The sequence below is a fragment of the Belnapia moabensis DSM 16746 genome, assembly GCF_000745835.1.
Taxonomy (GTDB): domain Bacteria; phylum Pseudomonadota; class Alphaproteobacteria; order Acetobacterales; family Acetobacteraceae; genus Belnapia; species Belnapia moabensis.
The window spans coordinates 1-22,816 of the sequence record NZ_JQKB01000069.1 but is presented as its reverse complement, the minus strand read 5'-3'; the positions used below and the strand labels follow the sequence as shown (position 1 = coordinate 22,816).

The following is a 22,816-nucleotide window of genomic DNA, read 5'->3' as shown; positions in this document are numbered from 1 at the left end:
CCATGAGCCTGCATCTCGTCGAAATCGCTGCCGCTGTGGCGCCGAATGCGCATGCCGTGTTGCTGCTCGACCAAGCCGGATGGCACCTATCGGACAGGCTCGAGGTACCGCCGAACATCACCCTCATCCCGCTGCCGCCCAAGTGCCCTGAGCTCAACCCGGTCGAGAACACCTGGCAGTTCATGCGGGACAACTGGCTCTCCAACCGCGTCTTCCGCTGCCACGACGACGTCGTCGACCATTGCTGTCGCGCTTGGAACCGCCTCGTCGAGCAGCCCTGGACTATCATGTCCATCGGACTGCGCGATTGGGCGTATCGGTTCTGATCAGTGGGATTTGGTATAAGCGATGAGCTTATCTTTGTTCCGGTACGAGGCAATCGCCCGTAAACTCCTTTCGTGGGGCGGCAAGACCCCGCAAGAAGGAGGCGCTCATGCACCGTCGTGCCGTTCTGCCGGCGCTCGCCGGCCTGTCTCTACTGTCCCGTCACAGCCGAGCCCAGGGCTTATCACAGCAACCTTGGGTGCCTGATCGACCAATCCGCTTGGTGGTTGGCTTCGCCGCAGGCGGCAGCACGGATACCGCCGCGCGCATCCTAGCGCAGGCAATCTCGCCGGGGCTCGGGCAAACCGTGCTGGTGGAAAACCGTACCGGTGCGGGCGGCAACGTCGCTTCAGAGGCTGTCGCCCGCAGTGCTCCGGATGGCCAAACACTCGTCATGGCTTCGATGGGTACCCACGCAGTGAACCAAACGCTATACAGATCGCTGCCCTTTCACGTAGCCCGCGACTTCGCGCCGGTTTCGCTCATGGTTTTTTCAACTAGCGTGGTGGTAGTCCACCCATCACTGCCGGTGAGGACCATGACTGAGCTGATCACGCTGGCGAAGGCGCGGCCCGGCGGGTTGAACTGCGGCACTGGCGGCTCCGGCTCGTCGCAGCATTTCGCGGCAGCGCAGTTTGAGGAGGCGGCCAAGGTGAAGTTCGCCCTGGTGCACTATCGTGGCGGAGCGCCAGCCAATGCTGACCTCATCTCCGGCCGGGTTGACGTAGTGTTTTCACCGATCATCGAGGCCATTCAGCAGATCCGAGCTGGGCAGATGCGGGCAATTGGGGTGACCAGCCCGGAGCGGTCGGCCCTCATGCCTGAGATTCCAACAGTTGCCGAGGCGCTGCCGGGCTTCATCTTTCGCAGCTGGCTCGGCGTACTGGCCCCGGCGGGGACGCCGATACCAGTGATCACCCGGTTGTCGGCCGAGATTCAGGCGGCGATGCGGGTGCCGGCCATGCGGGAGCGGGTCGCGAGCCTCGGGTATGAGGCGGTAGGCAGTACGGCGGAGGAGTTCGCAGAGTTCCAGGTGCGAGAGATCGCCCGCACTGCGGAGCTGGTGAAAATTTCGGGGGCAACGGTGGACTGAGCCCGACCCGCCAACGCTATCTTTGGCAAGGCGCCGATGCTCCTACGGAAATCAACTAGTGATTTGCACTGGAAGTTACCTTCCGCGAAGTTCGTGATCACCTCGGTGACGAGACCGAAGTGCAGTAGTCAGACAAGGCATCGCCCGCACCACGCCCTGCCTGCTCAGACTCATCCCGATCGTACTCTGTTAGTGTCCCACCGGGAACAGATCGAGTGATGTGAATCGGTTGTGATTGGCTCCTGGCGGCGGGCGCAGGAAGAAAAGCGTTTATGGGAACACCCGAGAACCGGCCAAAATACGACCGCAGCAAGCTGCGCTACCCGAGTGATCTGACCGACGAGGAATGGTTGATGATTGGCCCTTTGATCCCGGGTACGAAGGGCGGCGGCAACAAGCGGACGATCGACGTGCGCGCGGTGCTGAATGGGGTGATGTACATTCTGAGCACTGGCTGCCAATGGGCGGCGCTGCCGAAAGACCTACCGCCGCGGAGCACGGCCAACGACTACCTGCGGCGCTGGGACGAGGACCGGACGCTCGATCGCATCCACCACGCGCTCTACGTGGTGTGTCGGGAGCAGGCTGGACGCGAGGCCAGCCCGACGGCCGCGATCATCGATAGCCAGAGCGTGAAGAGCGCGGAAAAAGGGGGTGCTGCATCGACCTCTCGGGGTACGATGCGGGCAAGAAGATCAAAGGCAAGAAGCGGCACGTCCTGGTCGACACCCAAGGCTTGCTGATGCAGGCCATCATCCACGCCGCCGATATCCAGGACCGCGACGGTGGCGTGCTGGTGATGGGCTCGCTGTTCGGCCTCTACCCCTTCCTGTTGAAGCTCTACGCCGACGGCGGGTACCAGGGCGCCAACTTCCAGGCCGGGCTGCGCGCGACCTGCCGCCACATCAACCTGGAGATCGTCAAGCGATCCGAGTTACGCAAGTTCGTGGTGCTGCCGAAGCGCTGGATTGTCGAGCGCTCCATCGCCTGGCTCAATCGCTGCCGACGATTGGCCAGGGATTGGGAGTGCTTGAACCGTCGCGCGCTTGCCTTCCTGCGCCGGGCCTCGGTCTGTCGCATGCTCCGAAGGCTATGTCAGGAAACTACATGATCCCGGATGGACTCTGAGCAGCGCCTCGATGGAGGTACCCGGGTTCAGATCTCGACCAGTTCCTGGTATTATAGGTAGTGGGCGGCCTTCCCCGACAGCCTTGCTGCAGTACGGCGGCCACTTTGGAGCGAGCAGGGTTTCGCCGCGTCCCGAAAGTCGGTCGACGCTCGTAAATTTTTGCCAGCCTCCCGCGAAGGCATTCTATGCCCTTTGCCGCGCCGCCTGAATGGTCAAGCTTGAGCTTAGAATGCTTGCAAGCCAAGAGAGGACCACTAGTGACAGCTTCGTCAGAAGCAAGCCCAAGCCCGATGATGCAGGCTTATGCCGCTCTGCGAACCGCGGCGCCGCACCATTTGATACTCTACCGCGGGCATCGTCAAGTTGAGCTGCGAGAGGTAAAGTTGGGGCAATTTCAGTTTCCTACAAGGCCTGATCAACTGGATCAGAATTGCGCCTGACCATCGGGTGTCAGAGACACTGCTGTTAAATTTCATTATATTATCGATCTATTTAACAGTACCCGCGCCAGCGCCGGGTCAGCCCGCGTCGACAGCGCCAATCACTCCGGACCCGGACCAGCGTAGCCACCCTCTTTCGTCCCGGCCGCCGGCGGATGGCAAACGGCACCCGGACCGTGATCCTGGTCGCCTGGGCCATGCCGCCGCCTTCAGTGCCTCGGGCGCAACGGTGATGAAGTCTCGGACAACGCCCGCCAATCCCTCCAGGTCGAACACCCGCAGGCCCCCCAATCACCACTCGGTTTGGAAAAGCGCTCACGATCCATCAAAGGTCCGGCGGACCGAAGGGCGTGAGCCCCACACGTTATGTGGACACGCTATTCCTACTACCATTCACTCCACTCGCGCGCCCGAAGCCCGAACCAACGGCGCGAAGCGCGCCTCGTTCTCGCGGCGGAACTCTGCAAGGTCCGCGGGTGGTGTCCACCACACCGTGGCACCGGCCTCTTCGAAGCGACGGCGCACTTCGGCGCTCTCGACCGCCTCGCGCCCGACCTCGGCGATCCGATCGACGATCGCGGGTTGGATCCCTGCGGGACCGAGCACCCCGCCCCATGAGTTGATCTCGTAGCCCGGCAGGAACTCGGCCATAGCCGGTATCTCGGGTGCCTGGGGGCTACGCGCTGCCCCCGTGACAGCCAGCGGCCGCACCTGCCCCTCGCGCGAGAGGCGGAGCGCCTCGGGAATGTTGCCGAAGACCATATCGACGCGGCCGCCTAGCAAGTCGTTGTAGGCCTGCGCGCCCCCGCGGTAGGGCACGTGCAGAATGTTCAATTCGCCGATGTGCTTAAACATCTCGCCCGCGAGGTGAAGCGTGGTGCCGGCGCCCGAGCTTCCGAAGCTGAACCGGCCGGGCTCGCCGCGGCAGAGCGCGATCAGCTCTGGGACGCTGTGTACCGAGATGCCGTGTCGCACGATGAGCAGGTTCGGCAACTGCCACAGGCCGCAGACGTAGGAGAAGTCACGCTCCACGTCATAGGGCAGCCGAGGGTAGAGGGTAGGCGCGATCGAGAGGGAGGAAACCGAGGCGAGCCCGATCGTGTTGCCGTCCGGTGTGGCGCGCGCGATCGCCTCCGTGCCCACATTCCCACCCGAGCCTGAGCGGTTCTCGACGACGAAGGACTGGCCCGTGATTTCGGCCATCCGGTTGCACCAGATGCGCGAGAGGATGTCGGTCCCACCGCCGGGCGGGAAGATCCCGATGAAGCGGATCGGCTGAGTCGGCCAAGCCGGGCGCTGGGCGCGCGTGGTCGCCACGGCGCAGGCCGCACCCGCGATGCCTAGCAAGGCACGGCGCGTTCCGCCGCCTGGTGCGTACCAGCTTCGGCCGGTGTTGACCGTGTTCCTCGTCATCACTACCTCCCAGCGCGTTGGTGGTTCGGCTTGGTGACGAAGAGCGTGAGCGGTCACTCCTGCGTCCAGCAGAGCCGGTCCAGGATGGTGACGCCCCTTACCGCGGCAACCGGAAGCCTTTGGACGTTCGTGCTTCACGGCTGCAGGACCCGCGCCTTCGTCAACCCCCCTTTCAGCCTTTAAGCGGACGGTATGCTTCGGCGCGGTACAGTCAACCGGCAGGCTTGGCGGTTCCGGCAGGTCGGGCCTGAACTACGGGTCACGCGAGGACGCCACGCTAGCTTGCGCGGGCCAGGCCATGAGAAAGATGGTCAGCAAGGCCGGCAACGTGATGCATCTCAGCGCTTGCCCATTCAGGATGGCGTCCACCAGATCCAACGCCAGCAGCGCCGCCGTAGAAGCGTCCCGAGATACCCCGCTCGGTTCGCTCAGCGGCTACCATCTCGCTGATGAAGGCATACCGTCCCTCATCCAGCAGTCGGTGGTACCGGAACGCCCGGGCCAGCGCCTTCACCAACGCCGGGTCCGCACGAGTTACGACAGCAGGCAGGTGTGACCACCGTCTTCCGTCCCGGCCGGCGCCGGACGGCGAGCGGCACCGGGACCGTGATGCTGGCAGCCGCGCTCATACCGCCACACGCTCCGCACCGGGCACGCTGGGGTGAAGTCTCGGACGAGGCCGGCCAGTTCTCCACCCGGAGGCGGATGTCAGCGCCAGAACCCTACACTCGCACCGCCTTGACCGCGACGCAGGCCCATTCCTAGCGTGCCTGGGTCAGCCTTGGCGCGGACCGGTCGGCCCATGCCAGCACGATGCCCCGGAGAGCCCCATGGCCACACACCGCTTCCAGCCCACACGATACTTCAACGCGATCGGCGTCGCAAAGCCCTGCCTGCGCATCGCGGACGGCGACACGGTGGTCACCGACACGATCGATGCGTCCGGCCTTAATGCGCAAGAGGTGGCCGTCGCCAACCGGCCGAACCCGATGACCGGTCCGTTCTTCATTGAGGGTGCCGAGCCCGGGGACACGCTCGCCGTGCGGATCGACCGGCTGACACCGAGCCGAGCGACCGGCTGGACCTACTCGCCCCTCGCCCTGACCGTGCTGGATCCGGCAGCGATCCCTGACCGGCCGCCGCAGCAGCGCGCCGTCTGGAGTATCGACCGCGAGGCCGGGACGGTGCGGTTGCAGGGCACAGTGACGGGGCTGGAGGATTTCGCGCCGCCCATACAGCCGATGATCGGCTGCTTCGGGGTCGCGCCGGCGGGCGGGCAGGCGCTTTCCACCGCGACCAGCGCCCAGAACGGCGGCAACATGGATTACCGCCTGTTCGCGCCTGGGACGACAGCGTGGTTTCCCGTCGCGGTGCCGGGCGCACTCTTCTATCTCGGCGACGGGCATGCCTGCCAAGGTGACGGGGAGATCACCGGCACCGGTATCGAGACATCTTTCGAGATGGAGGTGACCTTCCGCGTCCTGAAACGGACGATCACCTGGCCGCGTGGTGAGACGGCCGACGACATCTTCACGGTCGGTAATGCTAGGCCACTGGACCAGGCGCTGCAGCACGCCACGACCGAGATGTCGCGCTGGCTCGGCGAGGATTTCGGCTTGGACGCCCGCGCCGCCAGCCATCTGATGGGCCAGGTCGTCCGCTACGATGTCGGTAATGTCTTCAACCCCGCCTTCACTGTCGCCTGCCGCATTGCCAAGCGCTGGCTTTCAAAGCGGTAAGACTGGACGCTCCGTCGCAATCTCGGACCTGGCAGGCGACTTCCAGTTTGGCGCGCTGGATCGGTTTGCCGGACATTAGGTGTTCCACTATGCCCCAAGCCGCGGCGCCGAGCATGCGCAGGCACCGCTGGCCGGCTACACAAGTTTGCTGCAATGCGACGGCTACGTCGCCGACAAAGGCCCGGCCGCGACGGACGGCGGCACAGGGGCAACCTTCGTCTACAGCCGAGTAGGTGGGGACGTTGCCGCCCCCACCCCTCACATATCCGGACGCGCAGATTTCCCGCATCCGGTTCCTCCTGGGAGAGCTTCGCTCGGGACGGTGTACTGCCGCATGATCCTGGTTGGAAGCAAGGGATGGCGGCGCAGCAGTTCAGACTTGGTATTATGCGACGTTGCATGCCTGAATTGAAGGCGAACGAACACGAAAAGGCTGCCGGTGGTGTGACTTCTCGGAGGCGGAACAAGAGAAATATAAATGTTTTCAATGCAACAATCAAGATACCAACATTTTGCAAATCTGCCTGTCTAAAGACATTAATTTTTCATCCACACATCAGGTTTCCTGTACTTTTTGTTTGCGCCTGCATCTAATTGGAATTGACGACAAGCAAAAGGTTTGAAAAAAATTTTGAAGGTGAGGCAGAAACCCTGCGCCCAAGCAACTCCGCCTCTGGCTTGCATTGCGTCAAACGACTACGCTCGCATGTTCAGCAACCAGTATTGCTAATACCGTCTTCGTTCATCCTCGTTGCAGTCTAGCCTCCGTACGTGCCTGCAGCGCCTCGAATGAGAGGCCTGGAACTAGGCCAACGACGGCAAGCCCTGCAGGAGTGACATCAAGCACCGCTAAATTGGTATAGATCCGGCTCACGCAGCGTGCCGCTGTTAGCGGATATGTACAGCGCTTCAGAATGCGCGGGCGCCCATCCTTAGTCACGTGTTCCATGACTACCCAGACGCGCTGCGCGCCTATAGCCAGATCCATAGCACCGCCGATCTGCCGTCCCACACCGCTCGTCGATTGTGCCCAATTCGCCAAGTCGCCGTTCTCCGCCACTTGGAAGCCGCCCAGCACGCAGAGGTCGAGGTGGCCGCCACGCACGATGGCAAAGCTGCTGGCATGGTCGACATAGCTGCCGCCGGCACGCATGGTGACGCGCTGTGTGCTGGCGTTGATGAGCCAAGGATTCTCCCTGTGCGGCTCCGGCGCCGGCCCCATGCCGAGGATGCCGTTTTCGGAATGCAGCACCACCTCCCGCTCCGGCGGCACATGATCTGCAACCAGGGTGGGAATGCCGATGCCAAGGTTGACATACCAGCCCGCCGGAATGTCCTGGGCCACGCGTGCTGCCATGCCAGCACGGCCGAGTGGTGTGAAGCTCTCTCGCGTCTCGCTCATTTCCGCCCCTCTGTCAGCGCGGCAGCTTCGGGTCGCCGGCTGCGACATGCAGGACACGGTCGACGAAGATGCCCGGGGTGACGATATCCTTTGCCGAAAGCTGCCCGAGGTCGCAGACATGATGCGTCTGCACGATGGTGAGCTGCCCAGCCATGGCCATAATTGGATTGAAGTTTTGGCCGCTGTCCTTGTAGGCCAGGTTGCCCCAGCGGTCGGCGGCCCATGACTCTACCAGTGCCACATCGCCCGGCAGGGCAAGCTCGAGCACGCAAGGACGGCCGCCATAGTCCCGCACCTCCTTGCCCTCCGCCACGAGGGTACCGGCGCCCGTCGGCGTGAAGAAGGCGGGCACGCCGGCACCGGCGGCGCGGATGCGCTCGGCCAGGGTGCCTTGCGGCACCACTTCGGCCTCCATGCGGCCCGCGCCTACCGCATCGGCCGCCAGGCTCTGGCTGCGCAGGAAGCTAGTGATGACCTTCCGCACGCGGCCAAGCTCCACCAAGCGCGCGATCCCCTGCGCCGGCTCACCCGCCTTCTGCACCCGGCCTGCGGAGTTGACGACGATGGTTAGGTCGGTGGCGCCCTGCTCGATCAGGCCTTCCAGCAGAGCGTGCGGCGCACCGACTTCGCCGAAGCCCGCCATCAGGACGGTCGACCCGTCCCGGATGCCGTTCATGGCCTCTGCCATGGAACGCACGAACTTGTCGATCATGCGGAGTAGATCCCCCTTCCCGTGCTTCTTATGGTCCGACCGACCTCGGGGCTGGGATGGTAATCGCAGTGTCGCCTGCCCGGCCAGCGGCGGCAGCCGGTGCGACTGGCGCTTCAGCCTCTGGAATGGTTGACTACGACCAGGTGCGCGCAGACGCACCGGCAAGGGGAGTGAGGGATGGTCCGCAAACCTCCATCTGCCAGGGTTCCCCGTCGTGGGGCCCTCGCGCTCGGGACTAGCCTGGTGCTGCCGGGCGTGGTTCGCGCCCAGTGCGGCCGCTTCCCGAACCGGCCGATCCGCCTGGTCGTGCCTTTCGGGGCCGGGGGCAATCTCGACACCCTGGCGCGGCTGCTGACGCCAGGCATCGCGGAGCGGCTGGGTCAGCCGGTGGTGATCGAGAACCGTGCCGGCGCCGGCGGCAATCTGGGCACAGAGCTGGTGGCGCGCGCGCAACCGGACGGGTACAGCCTGCTGCTGGGCTCCAACGGCGCGCTGATCATCAACCCGCTCATCATGGAGCGCGTGCCTTATGACCCGATGCGCGACCTGCTGCCGGTCGCGCTCTGTTTCCGCACGCCCAATGTGCTGGTGGTCAGCCGCAAGCTGCCGGTCACGACCCTGGCCGAGTTCGTCGCCTATGCGAAGGCGCGACCGGGGCAGGTGCAATGCGGCTCGGCCGGAACCGGCACCTCCAACCACCTGCTGATCGAGCTGCTAAGCGCCGCGACCGGTACCGGCCTGGTCCATGTCCCCTATCGCGCGAGCGGTGCCGCGACGCCCGACCTGCTGACCGGGGTCCTGCCTGCATCGATGGAGCAGCTCACCATCGCCCTGCCACTGCACCGCGACGGCCAGCTACGCATCATCGGCATCGGATTGCCCGAGCGATCGCCTCTACTGCCCGAGGTGCCGAGCCTGGCCGAGCTGGGCGTCCCGGATGGTGGCCTCGTCTCCTTCATCGGCATCCTTGTGCCGAGCGGCACCCTGGAGGGTGTCATCGACACGCTGCGCGATGCCGTGGCCGCGGCGCTGGCAGATCCCGCGCTGAGGACCCGGGTGGAGGAAACCGGCAGCCTGGTGGCGGAGGCGGATACTGCGAGTCCTGCCGGCTTCGGCGCCCTGTTGCGGCGCGAGACGGAACTGTCCCGCCGCGCCGCGGCCTCGGCCGGGATGCTATTGCGGTAACTTGGGCCGGATCGTGGCGCCGGCCACCATCGTGTCTGGACGGCTGAAGGTCACGGCGGCAAACCGGGCGTGACGCCGGCTTGGCGGCAGGGCCCTGCCAGAACGGTGCCAGCGCACAGCGAGGTCACTAGACTCGCGTTCGGGATGTCGCAAAGGATCCGGCGCCGATGAGACGCGAACCACGACGCCGCCTGATGGGCGCTCGGCCAGCCAGCCAGCCCCGGCTGCCGCTCTCCTTTCGGTCAGCGCCGTGAAGTCCCCCATTCTCGGCATCGGGGAGGGATCCGATCCGGCACATGGCGGCACCGGTGCTGCCTCGGCGCGAAGCGAAGGCAGCATCTCCCGGATCTTCGACCTGCTCGACCTGTTCTCCCCGAATCTGCCGATGATTCGTGCGGAGGACGTGATCGAGCGGCTCGGCTACACCAAGTCGACGGCATACCGTTACCTGAAGACGCTGTGCGATGTTGGCCTTCTCGCTCCCGCCGGCGGCGCGTTTTACTCGCTCGGCCCCCGGATCGTCGAACTCGACCGACTGATGCACCTGACCGACCCGCTGTTGCAGGCCGGGCAGGAACTCATGCCAACCCTCGCGGCCTCCATGCCCAACAGCATCGTCCTTCTCTCCAGCCTGTACCGCGACCGGGTCCTTTGCGTGCACAAGGAGGGGCCGGAGGCGATCCAGGCCGAAGGCCGGTCCATCCGGATTCGGCGGGCCCGCGGCTTGCCGCTGCCACTGTTCCAGGGCGCGGCGTCGCTGATCATCCTGGCCTTGCTCCCAGGTCATCGGGTGAAAACTCTCTACCTGGGCCGGCAGGCCGAGATCGTCGAAGCAGGGCTTGCCCCTGACTGGAAATCCTTCCGGACCCGGCTCGCGGTCTTAAGGCGAGAGGGCCACATGATCACGGTGGGGCACTTCAACCCGCTGCTGGCGGCGGTCGCCGTCCCGATCGTCCCCGGCGCGGAGGGAGAGGTGCGCGGCAGCCTCACGCGAATCCTGGCCCGGGCGGATCTTCCAGGCGATGGCCCCGCCGCCCTCATAGGGGAGTTGAAGGACGCCGCGGCAAGCATGGCCGCGCGGCTGCCTGGGATGCGGCCCTGAGGGACGGGCAGTTTTGGAGCGGGTGGAGCGCTGCCATCAAAGGCCCATTCAGGGCGAAATCCCACATCTTGGGAAACTGTGTATTTACCGTATTTGCTTGGAGGGGCGCGGTGCTAAGGTGCTGAGACAATCCGTGCTGTCGTAAAAGGCAGCCGCTTCAGGAGAGGAGGAAGCCCGATGATGATCGAGCCGACAGGGCAGATTCTCGGCGCCACCGTAACCGGCATCGACCTCTCCCAGTCCTTAAGCCAGACCGATTTCGGCACGATCCTCCAAACCCTGGGCCAGTATGGAGTACTGCGCTTCCCCCGGCAGATGATCGGCGCTGGCGAGTTGAAGGTCTTTTCCGAGCGGTTCGGACCGATCCAGGGTTCCGTCACGGGCAAGTTCCACGACCCGGAGGTGCCGGAGGTCGGGATCCTCTCGAACATTCGGGAAAACGGGCAGCCGATCGGCCTGGCCGATGCTGGGCAGGACTGGCACACGGACATGTCCTACAACCAGACCATTGGCTTCGTGAACGTGCTCCATGCGGTCAAGGTCCCGCGGCGGAACGGCAAGGCGCTGGGCTCGACGGTCTTCGCCAACATGCACGCCGCTTATGAAGAGCTCGATCCGGCGCTGAAGTCGCGGCTGGAGGGCATGACGGCGACGCATGACTTCAACAAATTCTGGGAGGAGATGCTGCGCCGCCCCGGCAGCACGCGCGTTCCGCTGACCCCCGAGCAGCGGGCCAAGCGCCCGCCTTCCATACACCCGGTCTTCCTCACGCATCCCATCACCGGCCGGCGGGTGCTCTACGTCAATCCCGGCTATGCGATGCGGATCAACGAGCTGGACGCGGCCGAGAGCGACCGCGTGCTGAAGCTGCTGTTCGAGCACCAGCTCCAGCCGAGGTACCAGTACGCGCACGAATGGGCCGAGAACGACCTGCTGATCTGGGACCACATCGGCACGCTGCACAACGCCATCCCCGACTATACGGCCGAGGAGCACCGGCTGATGAGGCGTTGCCAGGTCATGGCCGACTGGATTTTCGACCCCGAGTTTCTGCGCCGTTCGCTGCCGCAGCGGGCCGCTGCCTGAGGCAGGTCACTCGTCACGGCCCGTGGACGCCGTGCCGCCGGGAGCGAGGAGCCAGGACCGACCATGCGGATTGCCAGCTACATGACCTCCGAGGGTCCATCCTTCGGATTGGTGACCGGGAAGGGCGTCGTCGATCTGCGCCGCCGCCTGGGCGGGCGTCATGCGAGCCTGCGGGCCATACTCGAGGCTGGTGCGCTGGCCGAATTGCTTCCCCATGCCGAGGCAATGCCGGACCTAGCCCTGTCGGACCTCGCATGGCTGCCGGCCCTGCCGGATCCCGGGAAGATCCTGTGTGTGGGGCTGAACTACCGTTCGCATGTCGGAGAGGGCGGTCCGCGCGACGTCCCCGAATACCCCCGCCTCTTCTCGCGCTTCACGGACACGCTGGTGGCGCACGGGCAGGCCATGGTGCGGCCGCGCGTCTCCACCCAGTTCGACTATGAAGGCGAGCTGGCCGTCGTCATCGGCAAAGGCGGGCGGCATATCCCGGCGGCACGGGCGATGGAGCATGTTGCGGGCTACACCTGCTTCAACGACGGCAGCGTGCGCGACTACCAGAAGCACATGATCACGGCCGGGAAGAATTTCTGGCGCAGCGGCCCGCTCGGCCCCTGGATCGTGACTGCGGACGAGATCCCCGACCCGACGGCGCTGACGCTGGAGACGCGGCTGAATGGCGAGCCCGTCCAGCATGCGGGTACGGGCGAGCTGATCTACTCCATCCCTACCTTGATCGAATACGCCTCCCGCATCACGCCGCTCGCACCGGGCGATGTGCTGGCGACCGGCACGCCGGAGGGCGTCGCCCTGCACCGCAAGCCGCCGCTCTGGCTGAAGGCGGGCGATGTGGTGGAGGTCGAGATCTCCGGCATCGGCGTGCTGCGCAACCCGGTCGTGGACGAAGCGGCGGCATGACGGACGCAGTCTGGGCGTGCGCGGGCGCCTTGGCCGATGAAGGCGGACAGCCATGAAGCATATCAGCGCGGACCGGGTGCGGCAGCAGGTCGTCAACATCCTCACGGCCTGGGGGATGGCACCCGACCTCGTCGAGACCACGGCGGGGATCATGCTCGAGACCGACCTCATGGGCGTCGAGAGCCACGGCATATCCATGCTGATGATGTATGAGCGCATGCGCGATGCAGGGGCGCTCAACATGCAGGCGCGGCCGCGTGTCGTGAAGGACACCGCCTGCACCGCCCTGGTCGATGGCGATGCCGGGCTGGGCCATCCGGTTTCCGTCATGGCGATGAACCTGGCCGTGGACAAGGCCCTGGCCGTGGGTGTCGGCCTGGTGGGGGTGCGCAACTCGCATCATTTCGGCGCTGCCGGTGCCTATGCTCGGCTGGCGGCCGAACGTGGCGCGATCGGCTTGGTGACGAGCGCGACCCGCGGCATCATGATGGTTCCGACCGGCGCCGCCGAGCCGGTGCTGGGCACCAACCCCATCGCCTTCGCCGCCCCTGCCGGGCGGAACCGCCCCTTCGTGCTCGACATGGCGACCACGACCGTCGCCGCCAACAAGGTCAAGGTCTACGATCTCAAGGAGAAGCCGGTGCCTGCCGGCTGGGTGGTGGATGGCAAGGGCGGCAGCGCCACCGACCCGCGCGTCGCCATGGACTACCTGCACAACCGGCGCGAGGGCGGCCTCTCGCCCCTGGGCGGCACGCCCGAGATGGGCAGCCACAAGGGCTACGGCCTGGCGATGATGGTGCACATCCTGGGCGGCACGCTCACGGGCGGCAGCTTCTCGCCAGTCCGGAAGCGCACGCAGAAACCCGGGGAGCCGGAGAATATCGGCCATTACTTCCAGGCGATCGACCCCAAGGTCTTCCTGCCGGACGGTCAGTTCCAGGCCGATCTCGACGAGGCGATCGACGTCCTGCACGCGACCCCGCCGGCCGAGCCCGCGAAGCCCGTCCTCGTGGCCGGGGAGCCGGAGGACAGGGAGCGCGAGCGGCGGCTGCGGGAGGGCATCCCAATTCCTCCGGCGCTCGACCGCCATATCCGCGACATCTGCGGGCGGAGCGGCGCCGCCTATGTGCTCGAGCGGATGGAGGCCCAAGGCAGCTGACCTGCGATGAGGGTCGGGGGAGGACGCAACATGAGAGGAATGCTTCGGATATCGGCATTGGCCGCGGTGTCGGCCCTCGTGCTCCACCCGGTTGCGCGGGCAGGAGACCAGACCCTGCGCATGGGGGTGGGGGCGCAGGTCACATCGGTCAATCCCCATTTCCACAACATTTCGCCGAACACCGCCTTCGCTGCCATGGTCTTCGACAATCTGGTGGAAATGGACGCGCAGTTGCGCCCGCAGCCCTCGCTTGCATTGAGCTGGCGGCCCGTCGGCGAGGATGTCTGGGAAATCAAGCTGAGGCCGGGCGTGACCTTTTCCAACGGGTCGCCCTTCACTGCCGACGACGTTGCCTTCACCTTTAGCCGCATCCCTGCCGTGCCGAACAGCCCCGGCTCCTTCGCGACCTACATCCCGTGGATGCGAAGCGTGGAAGTGGTGGATCCGCTGACCCTCCGCCTGCACACGGATGGTCCCTTCCCGCTGGTGCCGCCCAATATCGGCTTGGTGCCGATCCTCGACCGGGAAACCCATGAGGGGGTGGCGACCGCCGACTTCAACACTGGCAAGGCAGCGATCGGAACAGGTCCCTTCCGGGTAACCTCGATCCGCCTTGGCGACCGCATCGAGTTGCAGCGCAACGACGGTTACTGGGGGCAGCGTCCGGTCTGGGACCGTGTGGACTACCGGATGATCACGAACGACGCAGCCCGAACCGCCGCCCTGCTGGCAAGGGATGTGGATATCATCGACCAGGTTCCAACCGGCGACATTGCCAAGCTGCGCCGGGATCCTCGCTTGCGGATCACCGAAGCGGACAGCCTGCGCCTCATGTTTCTGGTCCTCGACCAGGCGCGCAGCGTATCGCCATTCGTCACCGGGCCCGATGGGCAACCATTGAACAGCAATCCCCTGCAGGACGCCCGGGTCCGCCGCGCCCTGGCCATGGCAGTGGACCGGCCTGCCATCGTGTCCCGCGTCATGGAAGGTGCAGCGACGGCGACCGCGCAATTCATGCCGCCGAGCAGCTACGGCTACGCGCCCGACCTCCCCGTCAAGCTCGCCGATCCTGAGGGCGCGCGGCGGCTGCTCACGGAAGCAGGCTTTCCTCAAGGATTTCGGCTCGTCCTGCATGGCTCGAACGACCGCTATATGAATGACGCGCGCATCGTCCAGGCAATCGGTCAGATGTGGTCCCGCATCGGCGTGCGCACCTCGGTGGAGGTGGCGCCCTATGCCAGCTTCATCACCCGCGCGACGCGCCAGGAATACTCCGCCTACATGGCGTCTTGGGGCAGCCCGACCGGCGAGCCGCTGACGGGGATGCGTTCAACCGTGGCGACCTTCGACCAGGCCCGCAGAACCGGTGCGGTGAACCGGGCCCGCTACTCGAATCCTGCCCTCGACCAAATGCTCGCTACGGCAGCCCGTGAGCTGGATGACGGCAAGCGCGAAGCGGTCTTGCAGGGCGCGGCCCGGCTGATGGTGCAGGACACCTCGATCATTCCGCTGCACGTGCAGAAGAACACCTGGGCAAGCCGACGCGGCCTGACACATGAGCCGCGAGTCGACGAGCGCAGCCGGGCCCAGGATGTGTGGCCAAGTACCGAAGCGGATTGAGCGTGTATTGCGCAACTGCGACCCAAAGACGAAGGGGCAGCCCTATGCAAAAAAGACCCGAGCGAATCGGCAGGCGAAGTCTTCTTTCGACGGCGTCGGCGGCGCTGGCCATGCCAGCCCTGGCACAGCCGCTGGCCACAAACTTTCCCAATCGCCCGATCCGCATCTTTGCTGCCTGGGCGCCAGGTCCGAATGTCTATACCCGCGTGCTGACCGACCTGATCTCGCCACGCCTGGGCCAGCCAGTCGTGATCGAGAACCGGGCCGGGGCCAACGGCACGCTGGCAGCGCGTGCCGTGAGAAGCGAGCAGGCCGACGGGTACACCCTGGCGCAGATACCCGGCTCGGTGTTCCGCCTCCCCTACATGACCGCACGGCCGCCTTTCGATCCCGTGGCGGACTTCACCTACATTATCTGTTTGACCGGCTACACCTTCGGCGTCGTGGTCCGGGCAGACTCCCCTTATCGAAGCTGGGCCGATTTCATCTCGGCAGCTCGCCGCAATCCGGGGGGCATCTCCTACGGGTCACCAGGCATCGGCACCGAATCCCATGTGGTGATGGAGCAGATTGCCGGGACCGAGAGCGTCGAGTGGCTCCACGCGCCCTATCGGGGCGGCAGCGAGTTAACGAGCGCGCTCCTCAGCGGCACGATCGATGCCGTTGCGACGGCGAGCCACTGGTCCCAGCTCGTCCTCGACGGCCGGCTCCGCCTGCTGAATGTGTGGACGCAGGACCGTATCCGCCGCTACCCCGATGCGCCGACCTTGCGGGAGCTCGGCTACGACATCGTCGCCACCTCCCCCTACGGTCTGGCGGGCCCGAAAGGCATGGACCCAGGCACGGTTGCGGTGCTGCACGACGCCTTCAAGGCGGCGCTCTATCATCCGGACTCCCTCGCCTATCTCGAGGGGCTGGACCAGCCTGTCATCTACATGGACAGCGAGACCTACACCGGCTTCGTGAAGCAGCAGGTCCACAAGGAACGGGAGATTGTCCGGCGGATGAACCTGCGGTTGGATTAGGTCGATCCAGACAGCACTCGAACTCGGACGCCGGCTTTCCCAGGGCTCCGGATTGCAATCGTCAGGTATCGGCTTGAAGATGCGATGCCTACCAACCGGTCGGTCAATGCAGGCAGGAACTGCTGTATCCGCGAGCCGGCATCCGCTCTCTCCGAGGCCTGCCAGAGCAGCAGCCTCGGCGGCCAAATAGCGGCATCGGGCAAGCCGAAGGGGGGAATAAATGGGCGAGGTGGTTCGCTACGAGGTGGATGGCGACATCGCCGTCGTCACGATCGACAATCCGCCAGTGAATGCGTTGGGCGCGGGCGTCTCGGAGGGCATTGTCGCCGCGGTCGACCGGGCCGCTGCCGACCCGGCTATACGCGCGGTGGTCCTGACCGGAGCCGGGCGCAGCTTCATCGCCGGCGCCGACATCCGCCGCTTCGGCACGAAGCGCGAGACACCGGCCCGGCGCAGCTATGACGCCCTGGAGGCCAGCCCCAAGCCGGTGGTCGCCGCCATCCATGGCTTCGCCCTTGGCGGGGGGCTGGAGAATGCGCTCTGCTGCACCTGGCGCATCGCGGTGCCCGACGCCAAGGTCGGGCTTCCCGAGGTACTGATCGGCGTCATCCCTGGTGGTGGCGGCACCCAGCGTCTGCCGCGGCTTGCGGGCGTCAAGGCCGCGCTGGACATGATCACATCCGGGCGCCACGTTCCGGCGCGGGATGCCGCGGCATTGGGCATCATCGACGGGATAGTGGAGACGCAGGATTTGCCTGCCGCTGCCGTCGCCTTCGCCCGGTCCGTCGCCGGCAAGGGACTGCGTCGGGTCGGCGAGATAGCCCCGCCCCAGGCCGAGCCTGGCCTATTCGAGGCTCAGCGCAAGGCTATCGCCCGCAAGGCCCGCGGCCAGCCAGCGCCTTTCAGCGCCATCGCAGCGGTCGAGGCGGCAACGCGCCTGCCCTTCGCCGAGGGCCTGGCGGAGGAACGCCGGCTGTTCGCCGAACTGGAGAACTCCGCCGAGGCGCAGGCCATGCGCTACGCCTTCTTCGCCGAGCGCACCGCGGCCAAGCTGTCGCATCTGCCAAGCGACATGGCGGTGCCGGATATCCGCCACGTCGCAGTGATCGGCGCCGGCACCATGGGAGGCGGCATCGCCATGAGCCTTGCCGATGCCGGGCTGCGGGTGAAGTTGCTGGATGCTTCGCCGGAGGGCCTTGCCAAAGGCCTGCAGAAGATACGCGATAACTATGCGGTAAGTGTGAAGCGTGGCAGCCTGCGGCAGGAGGATGTCGATCATCGCCTGTCACTCATCGAGCCGGTTGACGGCTATGATGCGATCGTCGGATGCGATGCGGTGATCGAAGCAATTTTCGAGCAACTGACGGCGAAGCAGGACGTGTTTCGCCAGCTTGACGGCACGATGCAGCCCGGTGCGATGCTGTTCACCAATACCTCGGCGCTCGACATCGACCTGATTGCTGCGGCGACGAAGCGGCCGGAAGCGGTAGCCGGCACGCACTTCTTCGCCCCGGCCAATGTGATGAAGTTGCTGGAGGTGGTGGAAGGATCAAAGACGGCCCCTGCCACGATGATTGCGGCGATGAGGCTGGGTCGCACCGTCGGCAAGGTCAGTGCCTATGCGGGTACCTGTGACGGCTTCGTCGCCAACCGAAGCCGCATTCCGTTCGGCCTAGAGCAGAATCTGATGGTAGAGGAGGGAGCACGGCCCGAGCACATCGACCGGGTCATGGTTGAGTTCGGCTATCCAATGGGGCCCTTCGCCGTGAACGATCTTTCCGGGCTCGACGTCAACTACATGACGCGCAAGCGCCGCGCGGCCGCCGACCCGAACTACCGGACATGGCCCGTGGCCGACCGGCTCGTCGAGATGGGCCGGAAGGGCCAGAAAACAGGCGCTGGGTGGTACCGCTACGAACCGGGTGACCGCACGCCGCATCCTGACCCGGTCGTCGACCGGATCGCCAGGGAGCTGGCGACGGAGTTCGGTATCGAGCAGCGTAGCTTCTCGGATGAAGAGGTCCTTCGTCGCCTGCTGTTCGCCTCGGTGAATGAAGCGTGCAAGATCCTGGCGGAAGGCAAAGCCCTCCGCGCAAGCGACATCGACGTCATGTGGCTGAACGGCTTCGGCTTTCCGCGCTATCGTGGTGGCCTCATGCTTTGGGCCGACAGGATCGGGGCCCGCGAAGTCTATAACCAGATCGCAGCCTGGCATCAGCGCTACGGCGCGCGCTGGACCCCGGCGCCGTTGCTGCGCGAAATTGCCAACGCCGGCGGGCTTCTGCGCGAGGCCAAAGCACCGCAGCTGAGTGCCTAGCTGGCCGTCTTGAAGCCACGCGCCAGAGTTCTGAGGTGCCGATGGCGACGCGTTTCATAAAAATGGCTGCCAGCGCCTGAAATAGCCAACGAAGCATTGTCGGCATGCCCGGCGGACGAACGCAAGAAAAGGGAGGGAACATAGGATGGATCTGCAATTAGCCCCGGAGGAGGTAGCGTTCCGCGATGAGGTGCGCACCTTCATCCGCGACAATTTGCCTCCGAATACCCGCGACCGGATGCGCCTGGGCTACAAGCCCAGCAAGCCAGAAATCATCGCTTGGCAACGAATCCTGAACGCGAAGGGTTGGGCCACCTTCAATTGGCCCCGGGAGTATGGCGGACCGGGTTGGAGCGCGATCCAGCGCATGATCTTCCTTGAGGAGAACCTTTCGGCACCTGCGCCGGAACTGCTTTCGTTCAACATCACGATGCTCGGTCCGGTGCTGATCCAATTCGGCACGGAGGAGCAGAAGCGCCGCTTCCTGCCTCGCGCTGCGAACCTGGACGACTGGTGGTGCCAGGGCTTCTCCGAACCTGGTGCCGGATCCGACCTCGCCAGCCTCCGGACGGCGGCGAAGCGGGATGGCGACCATTACGTCGTCAACGGCCAGAAAATTTGGACCAGCACAGCCCATCACGCAGATTGGTGCTTCTGCCTGGTCCGCACCAATCCGCAGGCGCCTAAGCGACAGGAGGGCATCTCCTTCCTTTTGATCGACATGAAAACGCCTGGTGTCGAGGTCCGGCCGATCATCAGTATCGACGGAAGCCATCACCTGAACGAGGTCTTCTTCACTGACGTCCGGGTGCCCGCGGAGAATTTGGTCGGCGAGGAGAACAAGGGTTGGAGCGTTGCGAAGTACCTGCTGGGCAATGAGCGCACCGGTATTGCCCGCCTGGGAATCAGCAAGGCAGCCATCCGCCGGACCAAGGAAGTGGCGCGCGAGGTGCGCATGAACGGTCGCCCACTGATCGAGGACAAAGCCTTTCGCATCCGGGTGGCGCAGCTCGAGGTGGAAGCCAAGGCGCTGGAGATCATGCAGCTTCGGGTGGTTTCCGCATTCGAGAAGTCTGGCGGCAAGAAGCCTGACCCGCTTTCCTCGGTCCTGAAGATCAAGGGTACCGAGCTGCTCCAGAACTCCTCCGAGCTGGTCATGGATGTCGGCGGGCCGCAAGCCATGCCGGTCTGGCAACAGGAGCTCGCGGCGCTAACGAACGAGCCGGCGCTCGCCCCTGATTGGGCTGCGCAGATGGCACCGGCCTATCTGATGCTACGTGCCGCTTCAATCTACGGCGGCACCAACGAAATTCAAAAGAATATTCTGAATAAAGCAGTATTGGAGCTGTAAAATGGATTTTGATCTGACCGAAGATCAGCGTTTGCTGACCGAGAGCGTCGTCCGACTGCTGGGGGACACCTATTCCTTCGAGCAACGCAAACAGATGTTGAGCTTGCCAAACGGCTACAGCGAGCGCCTATGGCGCCAGTACGCCGAACTCGGGCTGTTGGGCCTCCCATTCGCGGAGGATTTCGGCGGCTTTGGCGGCGGCCCGGTGGACGTGATGCTGCTGATGCAGGCCTTCGGCCGGCATCTGGTCCTGGAGCCATATTTAGCGACGGTGGTTCTCTCAGGCACCGCGCTGCGGTTGGCTGGCAGCGACGCCCAACAAGCAGAAATCATTCCAGCTATCGTTAGCGGCAAGACGACGTTGGCTTTCGCGCATTACGAGCGACAGGCCAGGTATGACATGACCGACGTTCTGACCGCAGCCAAGCATCAAGACGACTGGCTGCTCGACGGTGCGAAGAGCGTAGTGTTGCATGGGGATACTGCCGATCAGCTCTTGGTCAGCGCCCGGACTTCGGGCGAGCGGGATGACCCGCAAGGCCTTTCTCTGTTCATGGTCGATGCCAGCAGCCCAGGCATTACACGGCACGGCTATGCGCTGCGCGACGGTTCGCGCGCAGCGGAAATCTCCTTTTCATCGGTGCATTTACCGACAGAAGCGCTGCTCGGGGAACAAGACAATGCTTTGCCTGTCATTGAGCGGGTAGTGCAGGCTGGCATCGCAGCGACCGCTGCCGAGGTAGTCGGCGGGATGGAAACCTTGCAAGCGATGACGCTTGACTATCTGAGAACTCGACAGCAATTCGGCAGGCCGATTGGCGAGAACCAAGCGCTGCAGCATCGCGCGGCGGAAATGCTAGTCAACCTAGAGCAAGGCCGCTCCATGGCCATGTTGGCTACCATGATGCTGGGCGAGCCAGATCCAGCCGAGCGGGCACGTAATATCAGCCTCGCAAAGGTTGGCGTTGGACAGGCCGGGCGTTTCGTGTCGCAGAATGCCATTCAGCTGCACGGTGGCATTGGCATGACGGACGAGTACGCTGCAGGGCATTTCTTCCGGCGCATCATGGTATTTGAACATTTGTTCGGGGATATTGCTTATCACTTAGACAAGCTTGCCGACGACATCGATTAGGAAGCGTTTCGAGGACGCTCAGCAGAACCATCGTTGAGCGGGCTGTGCTGGGAGTGAAAGCGGCTTCCGCTCCCTGGACGGCAAGCCAGCCCGGCTCCGCCGGCGCGGGGCTAAGCGGAAAGGCCGGGCACGACAAGCTCTTCCAGCGCGCGCCGCACCTCCTCCTCCATGCTGACGGCCTTCCGCGTCGTGAGGTCGAATGCGATCCCGACAGCTTCAGCCACGGCGACGGCTGCCCCGGTCTGACCGTCGAAAAGGAAGTGGGCCCAAGTGGTCGTCTTGCTTCCGACAGCCTTCAAGCCGCTGCGGACCGTGAGCAGGTCGCCGGCTTGGACGGGTTGGTGGTACACAAGACGGTACTCGAGCGCTGCGCTGCCAATCTTGCTGCTGGGCTGACTTTGTCGGCGTATTCCGCGGGCCGGCGAGTTTGGCACGCCGTCCCAGATGCGCGAGATCACGCCATCGGCCCGCATCAGCCCGTGTGTGTTGCACTCCGCAAGCTGGACCGAGCCTTTGTGCATCAGGCTCAATCCCTTCTCCACCGCTTGCTCTAAGGACATTGCTTCGAGCGGGGGATCGAACCGCAGACCGCGCGGTGCGGCGTAGTCGGGCACCGGGACAGTGAGGCGAGCGGTTGCTGCGGTGATGTCGGAGAGCAAGGGGCGAGGCGCCCCGGTACTCGTGTCGGCCAGTACGGCGTCGGTTATGACCGTCGACGCAACGGCTCCGGTCGCAGCGTTCCGGATCTCTTGGTAAAGCCTGAGGGTGTCGCCACGACGGCCGACAACCCCTCCATGGATTGAGAATGGGGTACCGGCTGGAAGTTCGCGGACGAAGCGGATGTGTTGGTCGGCTGGGATCAACCTAGCACCGTGTTCACGCGCGTATGCAGGGCCCAAACCAAGCTCAAGTCCGAGCCAGTCCAACGCCTCGAGGGCACGCGAGACGTAGTGTCGGACATTCATGTGCCCCATCACGTCGCACTCGCCGACTTGAACGCTGCCCATCCCGATCTCGATCACCATGCGCCCCCGTTTGCCTTGATCCTAAGTCTGCTCAAACAGCACAGCTGCGCTGGGCCGGCAACACGATCACGGCAGCCGGTGGTGTTGGTCCAATTGCTGGTGCGGTCGCACAAGGTGAGCTTCGGCGGATTGGGGAAGATGCTGTTCAGCGCAGCGAACCGTCGAGGTAGGCTTGGCGATGGCGCAAAAAGCTTCTGCTGAAGCGGTGAGCTCCCCCATATTAAGATTTGAGAACCGGCGGCTTTGGGCTTCTTCCCATGTTTTGCGACCTGCTCCCGTCCTTCGCCATCAACCTCGCAACTTCCAGGATAGATGGCGTGACCGAGCTAAGGCCTGTTAGAGCTTGAGTGCTACTCCCATATTCGGGGCATGACGGACGGGAACGGGTGCGAGGTTTTCACCGACGCAGCGTGGGCGCTCTGGGAGCCGCTGATCGAGGAGGTCCGCCCACACGGCAAAACGCCGCCCAAGGAGCTGCGCCGGACCATCTCGGCGATCTTCTGGCGGCACCAGAACGGCGCCAAGTGGCGCAGCATCCCGGCAGAACTCGGCCCATGGTGGCTGGCGGCGCAGTTGTTCATCCGTTGGGCCAAGCAGGGTGTGTGGGAGCGCCTGCTGGACCTGGTGCAGCAGCGCGGGATCGC

At 64.8% G+C, this 22,816-nt stretch carries 20 protein-coding genes; 16 read left to right on the top strand and 4 right to left on the bottom strand.

The features are described 5' to 3' along the window. From EP26_RS24590 to EP26_RS33610, 3 genes are all read left to right on the top strand, one after another. On the top strand, positions 1-326 hold a 326-nt coding region (locus tag EP26_RS24590; protein ID WP_043342530.1), incomplete at its 5' end, for a transposase. A gap of 107 nt (positions 327-433) precedes the next feature. After that, entirely contained in the window at positions 434-1,417 is a 984-nt protein-coding gene (locus EP26_RS24585) for a Bug family tripartite tricarboxylate transporter substrate binding protein (protein WP_043342528.1), read from the top strand. Positions 1,418-1,689: 272 nt separating this feature from the next. Then, positions 1,690-2,528 (top strand): IS5 family transposase gene (locus EP26_RS33610; RefSeq protein ID WP_157033739.1). Its coding sequence is split into 2 segments (ribosomal slippage): positions 1,690-2,077 and positions 2,077-2,528, totalling 840 coding nucleotides; the frame shifts between segments, so codons are not numbered across the junction. Between the two features lie 851 nt (positions 2,529-3,379). Here the strand turns inward: EP26_RS33610 and EP26_RS24570 are convergent. After that, positions 3,380-4,399: a Bug family tripartite tricarboxylate transporter substrate binding protein gene (locus EP26_RS24570; protein ID WP_052389632.1), complete on the bottom strand. Its 1,020-nt coding sequence runs from the start codon at positions 4,397-4,399 to the stop codon at positions 3,380-3,382. Positions 4,400-5,229: 830 nt separating this feature from the next. Here EP26_RS24570 and EP26_RS24560 point away from each other — a divergent pair. Next, positions 5,230-6,138 (top strand): acetamidase/formamidase family protein, encoded by a 909-nt coding sequence (locus tag EP26_RS24560; RefSeq protein WP_043342521.1) that lies wholly within the window; start codon positions 5,230-5,232, stop codon positions 6,136-6,138. 79 nt (positions 6,139-6,217) lie between these two features. After that, complete coding sequence (locus EP26_RS38690) at positions 6,218-6,550, top strand: IS66 family transposase (protein ID WP_408735113.1); 333 nt, start codon at positions 6,218-6,220, stop codon at positions 6,548-6,550. 330 nt (positions 6,551-6,880) lie between these two features. On the opposite strand, the gene EP26_RS24555 is transcribed toward EP26_RS38690, so the two are convergent. Together EP26_RS24555 and EP26_RS24550 are read right to left on the bottom strand one after the other, a co-directional pair. After that, entirely contained in the window at positions 6,881-7,540 is a 660-nt protein-coding gene (locus EP26_RS24555; protein ID WP_043342519.1) for a 3-oxoacid CoA-transferase subunit B, read from the bottom strand. Positions 7,541-7,553: 13 nt separating this feature from the next. After that, a complete protein-coding gene (locus EP26_RS24550) occupies positions 7,554-8,252 on the bottom strand; it encodes a 3-oxoacid CoA-transferase subunit A (protein ID WP_043342518.1) in 699 nt (232 codons plus the stop codon). Positions 8,253-8,429: 177 nt separating this feature from the next. Between EP26_RS24550 and EP26_RS24545 the strand changes: the two genes are divergently transcribed. From EP26_RS24545 to EP26_RS24500, 10 genes are all read left to right on the top strand, one after another. Then, the gene (locus EP26_RS24545; RefSeq protein WP_084112926.1) at positions 8,430-9,437 is read left to right on the top strand and encodes a Bug family tripartite tricarboxylate transporter substrate binding protein; all 1,008 of its coding nucleotides are present in this window, start codon (positions 8,430-8,432) and stop codon (positions 9,435-9,437) included. Positions 9,438-9,687: 250 nt separating this feature from the next. Beyond that, positions 9,688-10,539 (top strand): IclR family transcriptional regulator, encoded by an 852-nt coding sequence (locus tag EP26_RS24540; protein ID WP_043342516.1) that lies wholly within the window; start codon positions 9,688-9,690, stop codon positions 10,537-10,539. A gap of 177 nt (positions 10,540-10,716) precedes the next feature. After that, positions 10,717-11,625, top strand: coding sequence for a TauD/TfdA dioxygenase family protein (locus EP26_RS24535; protein WP_043342515.1), 909 nt, complete (start codon positions 10,717-10,719; stop codon positions 11,623-11,625). A 63-nt stretch (positions 11,626-11,688) separates the two neighbouring features. Then, the gene (locus EP26_RS24530) at positions 11,689-12,540 is read left to right on the top strand and encodes a fumarylacetoacetate hydrolase family protein (RefSeq protein WP_043342514.1); all 852 of its coding nucleotides are present in this window, start codon (positions 11,689-11,691) and stop codon (positions 12,538-12,540) included. Between the two features lie 52 nt (positions 12,541-12,592). Next, positions 12,593-13,699 (top strand): Ldh family oxidoreductase, encoded by a 1,107-nt coding sequence (locus tag EP26_RS24525; RefSeq protein WP_043342512.1) that lies wholly within the window; start codon positions 12,593-12,595, stop codon positions 13,697-13,699. 30 nt (positions 13,700-13,729) lie between these two features. Continuing rightward, a complete protein-coding gene (locus EP26_RS24520; protein WP_043342511.1) occupies positions 13,730-15,319 on the top strand; it encodes an ABC transporter substrate-binding protein in 1,590 nt (529 codons plus the stop codon). A 206-nt stretch (positions 15,320-15,525) separates the two neighbouring features. Continuing rightward, positions 15,526-16,344, top strand: a complete 819-nt coding sequence (locus EP26_RS24515; protein ID WP_245624507.1) for a tripartite tricarboxylate transporter substrate binding protein — start codon at positions 15,526-15,528, stop codon at positions 16,342-16,344. A 220-nt stretch (positions 16,345-16,564) separates the two neighbouring features. Then, positions 16,565-18,661 (top strand): 3-hydroxyacyl-CoA dehydrogenase NAD-binding domain-containing protein, encoded by a 2,097-nt coding sequence (locus EP26_RS24510; protein ID WP_043342508.1) that lies wholly within the window; start codon positions 16,565-16,567, stop codon positions 18,659-18,661. A gap of 145 nt (positions 18,662-18,806) precedes the next feature. Next, the gene (locus EP26_RS24505; protein WP_043342507.1) at positions 18,807-20,012 is read left to right on the top strand and encodes an acyl-CoA dehydrogenase family protein; all 1,206 of its coding nucleotides are present in this window, start codon (positions 18,807-18,809) and stop codon (positions 20,010-20,012) included. 1 nt (position 20,013) lies between these two features. Further along, entirely contained in the window at positions 20,014-21,147 is a 1,134-nt protein-coding gene (locus EP26_RS24500; protein ID WP_043342506.1) for an acyl-CoA dehydrogenase family protein, read from the top strand. 110 nt (positions 21,148-21,257) lie between these two features. Here the strand turns inward: EP26_RS24500 and EP26_RS24495 are convergent, their stop codons facing one another. Further along, entirely contained in the window at positions 21,258-22,172 is a 915-nt protein-coding gene (locus tag EP26_RS24495; RefSeq protein WP_043342504.1) for a thioesterase family protein, read from the bottom strand. 369 nt (positions 22,173-22,541) lie between these two features. On the opposite strand from EP26_RS24495, the gene EP26_RS24490 reads away from it, so the two are divergent. Further along, a partial coding sequence (locus EP26_RS24490) for an IS5 family transposase (protein ID WP_043342503.1) occupies positions 22,542-22,816 on the top strand: 275 nt, incomplete at its 3' end.

What these genes read in the sequence shown, in the direction of transcription:
- EP26_RS24585 (WP_043342528.1), top strand. Translation starts at nt 434, where the DNA reads ATGCACCGTCGTGCCGTTCTGCCGGCGCTCGCCGGCCTGTCTCTACTG.
- EP26_RS24570 (WP_052389632.1), bottom strand. Translation starts at nt 4,399, where the DNA reads ATGACGAGGAACACGGTCAACACCGGCCGAAGCTGGTACGCACCAGGC.
- EP26_RS24560 (WP_043342521.1), top strand. Translation starts at nt 5,230, where the DNA reads ATGGCCACACACCGCTTCCAGCCCACACGATACTTCAACGCGATCGGC.
- EP26_RS24555 (WP_043342519.1), bottom strand. Translation starts at nt 7,540, where the DNA reads ATGAGCGAGACGCGAGAGAGCTTCACACCACTCGGCCGTGCTGGCATG.
- EP26_RS24550 (WP_043342518.1), bottom strand. Translation starts at nt 8,252, where the DNA reads ATGATCGACAAGTTCGTGCGTTCCATGGCAGAGGCCATGAACGGCATC.
- EP26_RS24545 (WP_084112926.1), top strand. Translation starts at nt 8,430, where the DNA reads ATGGTCCGCAAACCTCCATCTGCCAGGGTTCCCCGTCGTGGGGCCCTC.
- EP26_RS24535 (WP_043342515.1), top strand. Translation starts at nt 10,717, where the DNA reads ATGATGATCGAGCCGACAGGGCAGATTCTCGGCGCCACCGTAACCGGC.
- EP26_RS24530 (WP_043342514.1), top strand. Translation starts at nt 11,689, where the DNA reads ATGCGGATTGCCAGCTACATGACCTCCGAGGGTCCATCCTTCGGATTG.
- EP26_RS24525 (WP_043342512.1), top strand. Translation starts at nt 12,593, where the DNA reads ATGAAGCATATCAGCGCGGACCGGGTGCGGCAGCAGGTCGTCAACATC.
- EP26_RS24520 (WP_043342511.1), top strand. Translation starts at nt 13,730, where the DNA reads ATGAGAGGAATGCTTCGGATATCGGCATTGGCCGCGGTGTCGGCCCTC.
- EP26_RS24510 (WP_043342508.1), top strand. Translation starts at nt 16,565, where the DNA reads ATGGGCGAGGTGGTTCGCTACGAGGTGGATGGCGACATCGCCGTCGTC.
- EP26_RS24505 (WP_043342507.1), top strand. Translation starts at nt 18,807, where the DNA reads ATGGATCTGCAATTAGCCCCGGAGGAGGTAGCGTTCCGCGATGAGGTG.
- EP26_RS24500 (WP_043342506.1), top strand. Translation starts at nt 20,014, where the DNA reads ATGGATTTTGATCTGACCGAAGATCAGCGTTTGCTGACCGAGAGCGTC.
- EP26_RS24495 (WP_043342504.1), bottom strand. Translation starts at nt 22,172, where the DNA reads ATGGTGATCGAGATCGGGATGGGCAGCGTTCAAGTCGGCGAGTGCGAC.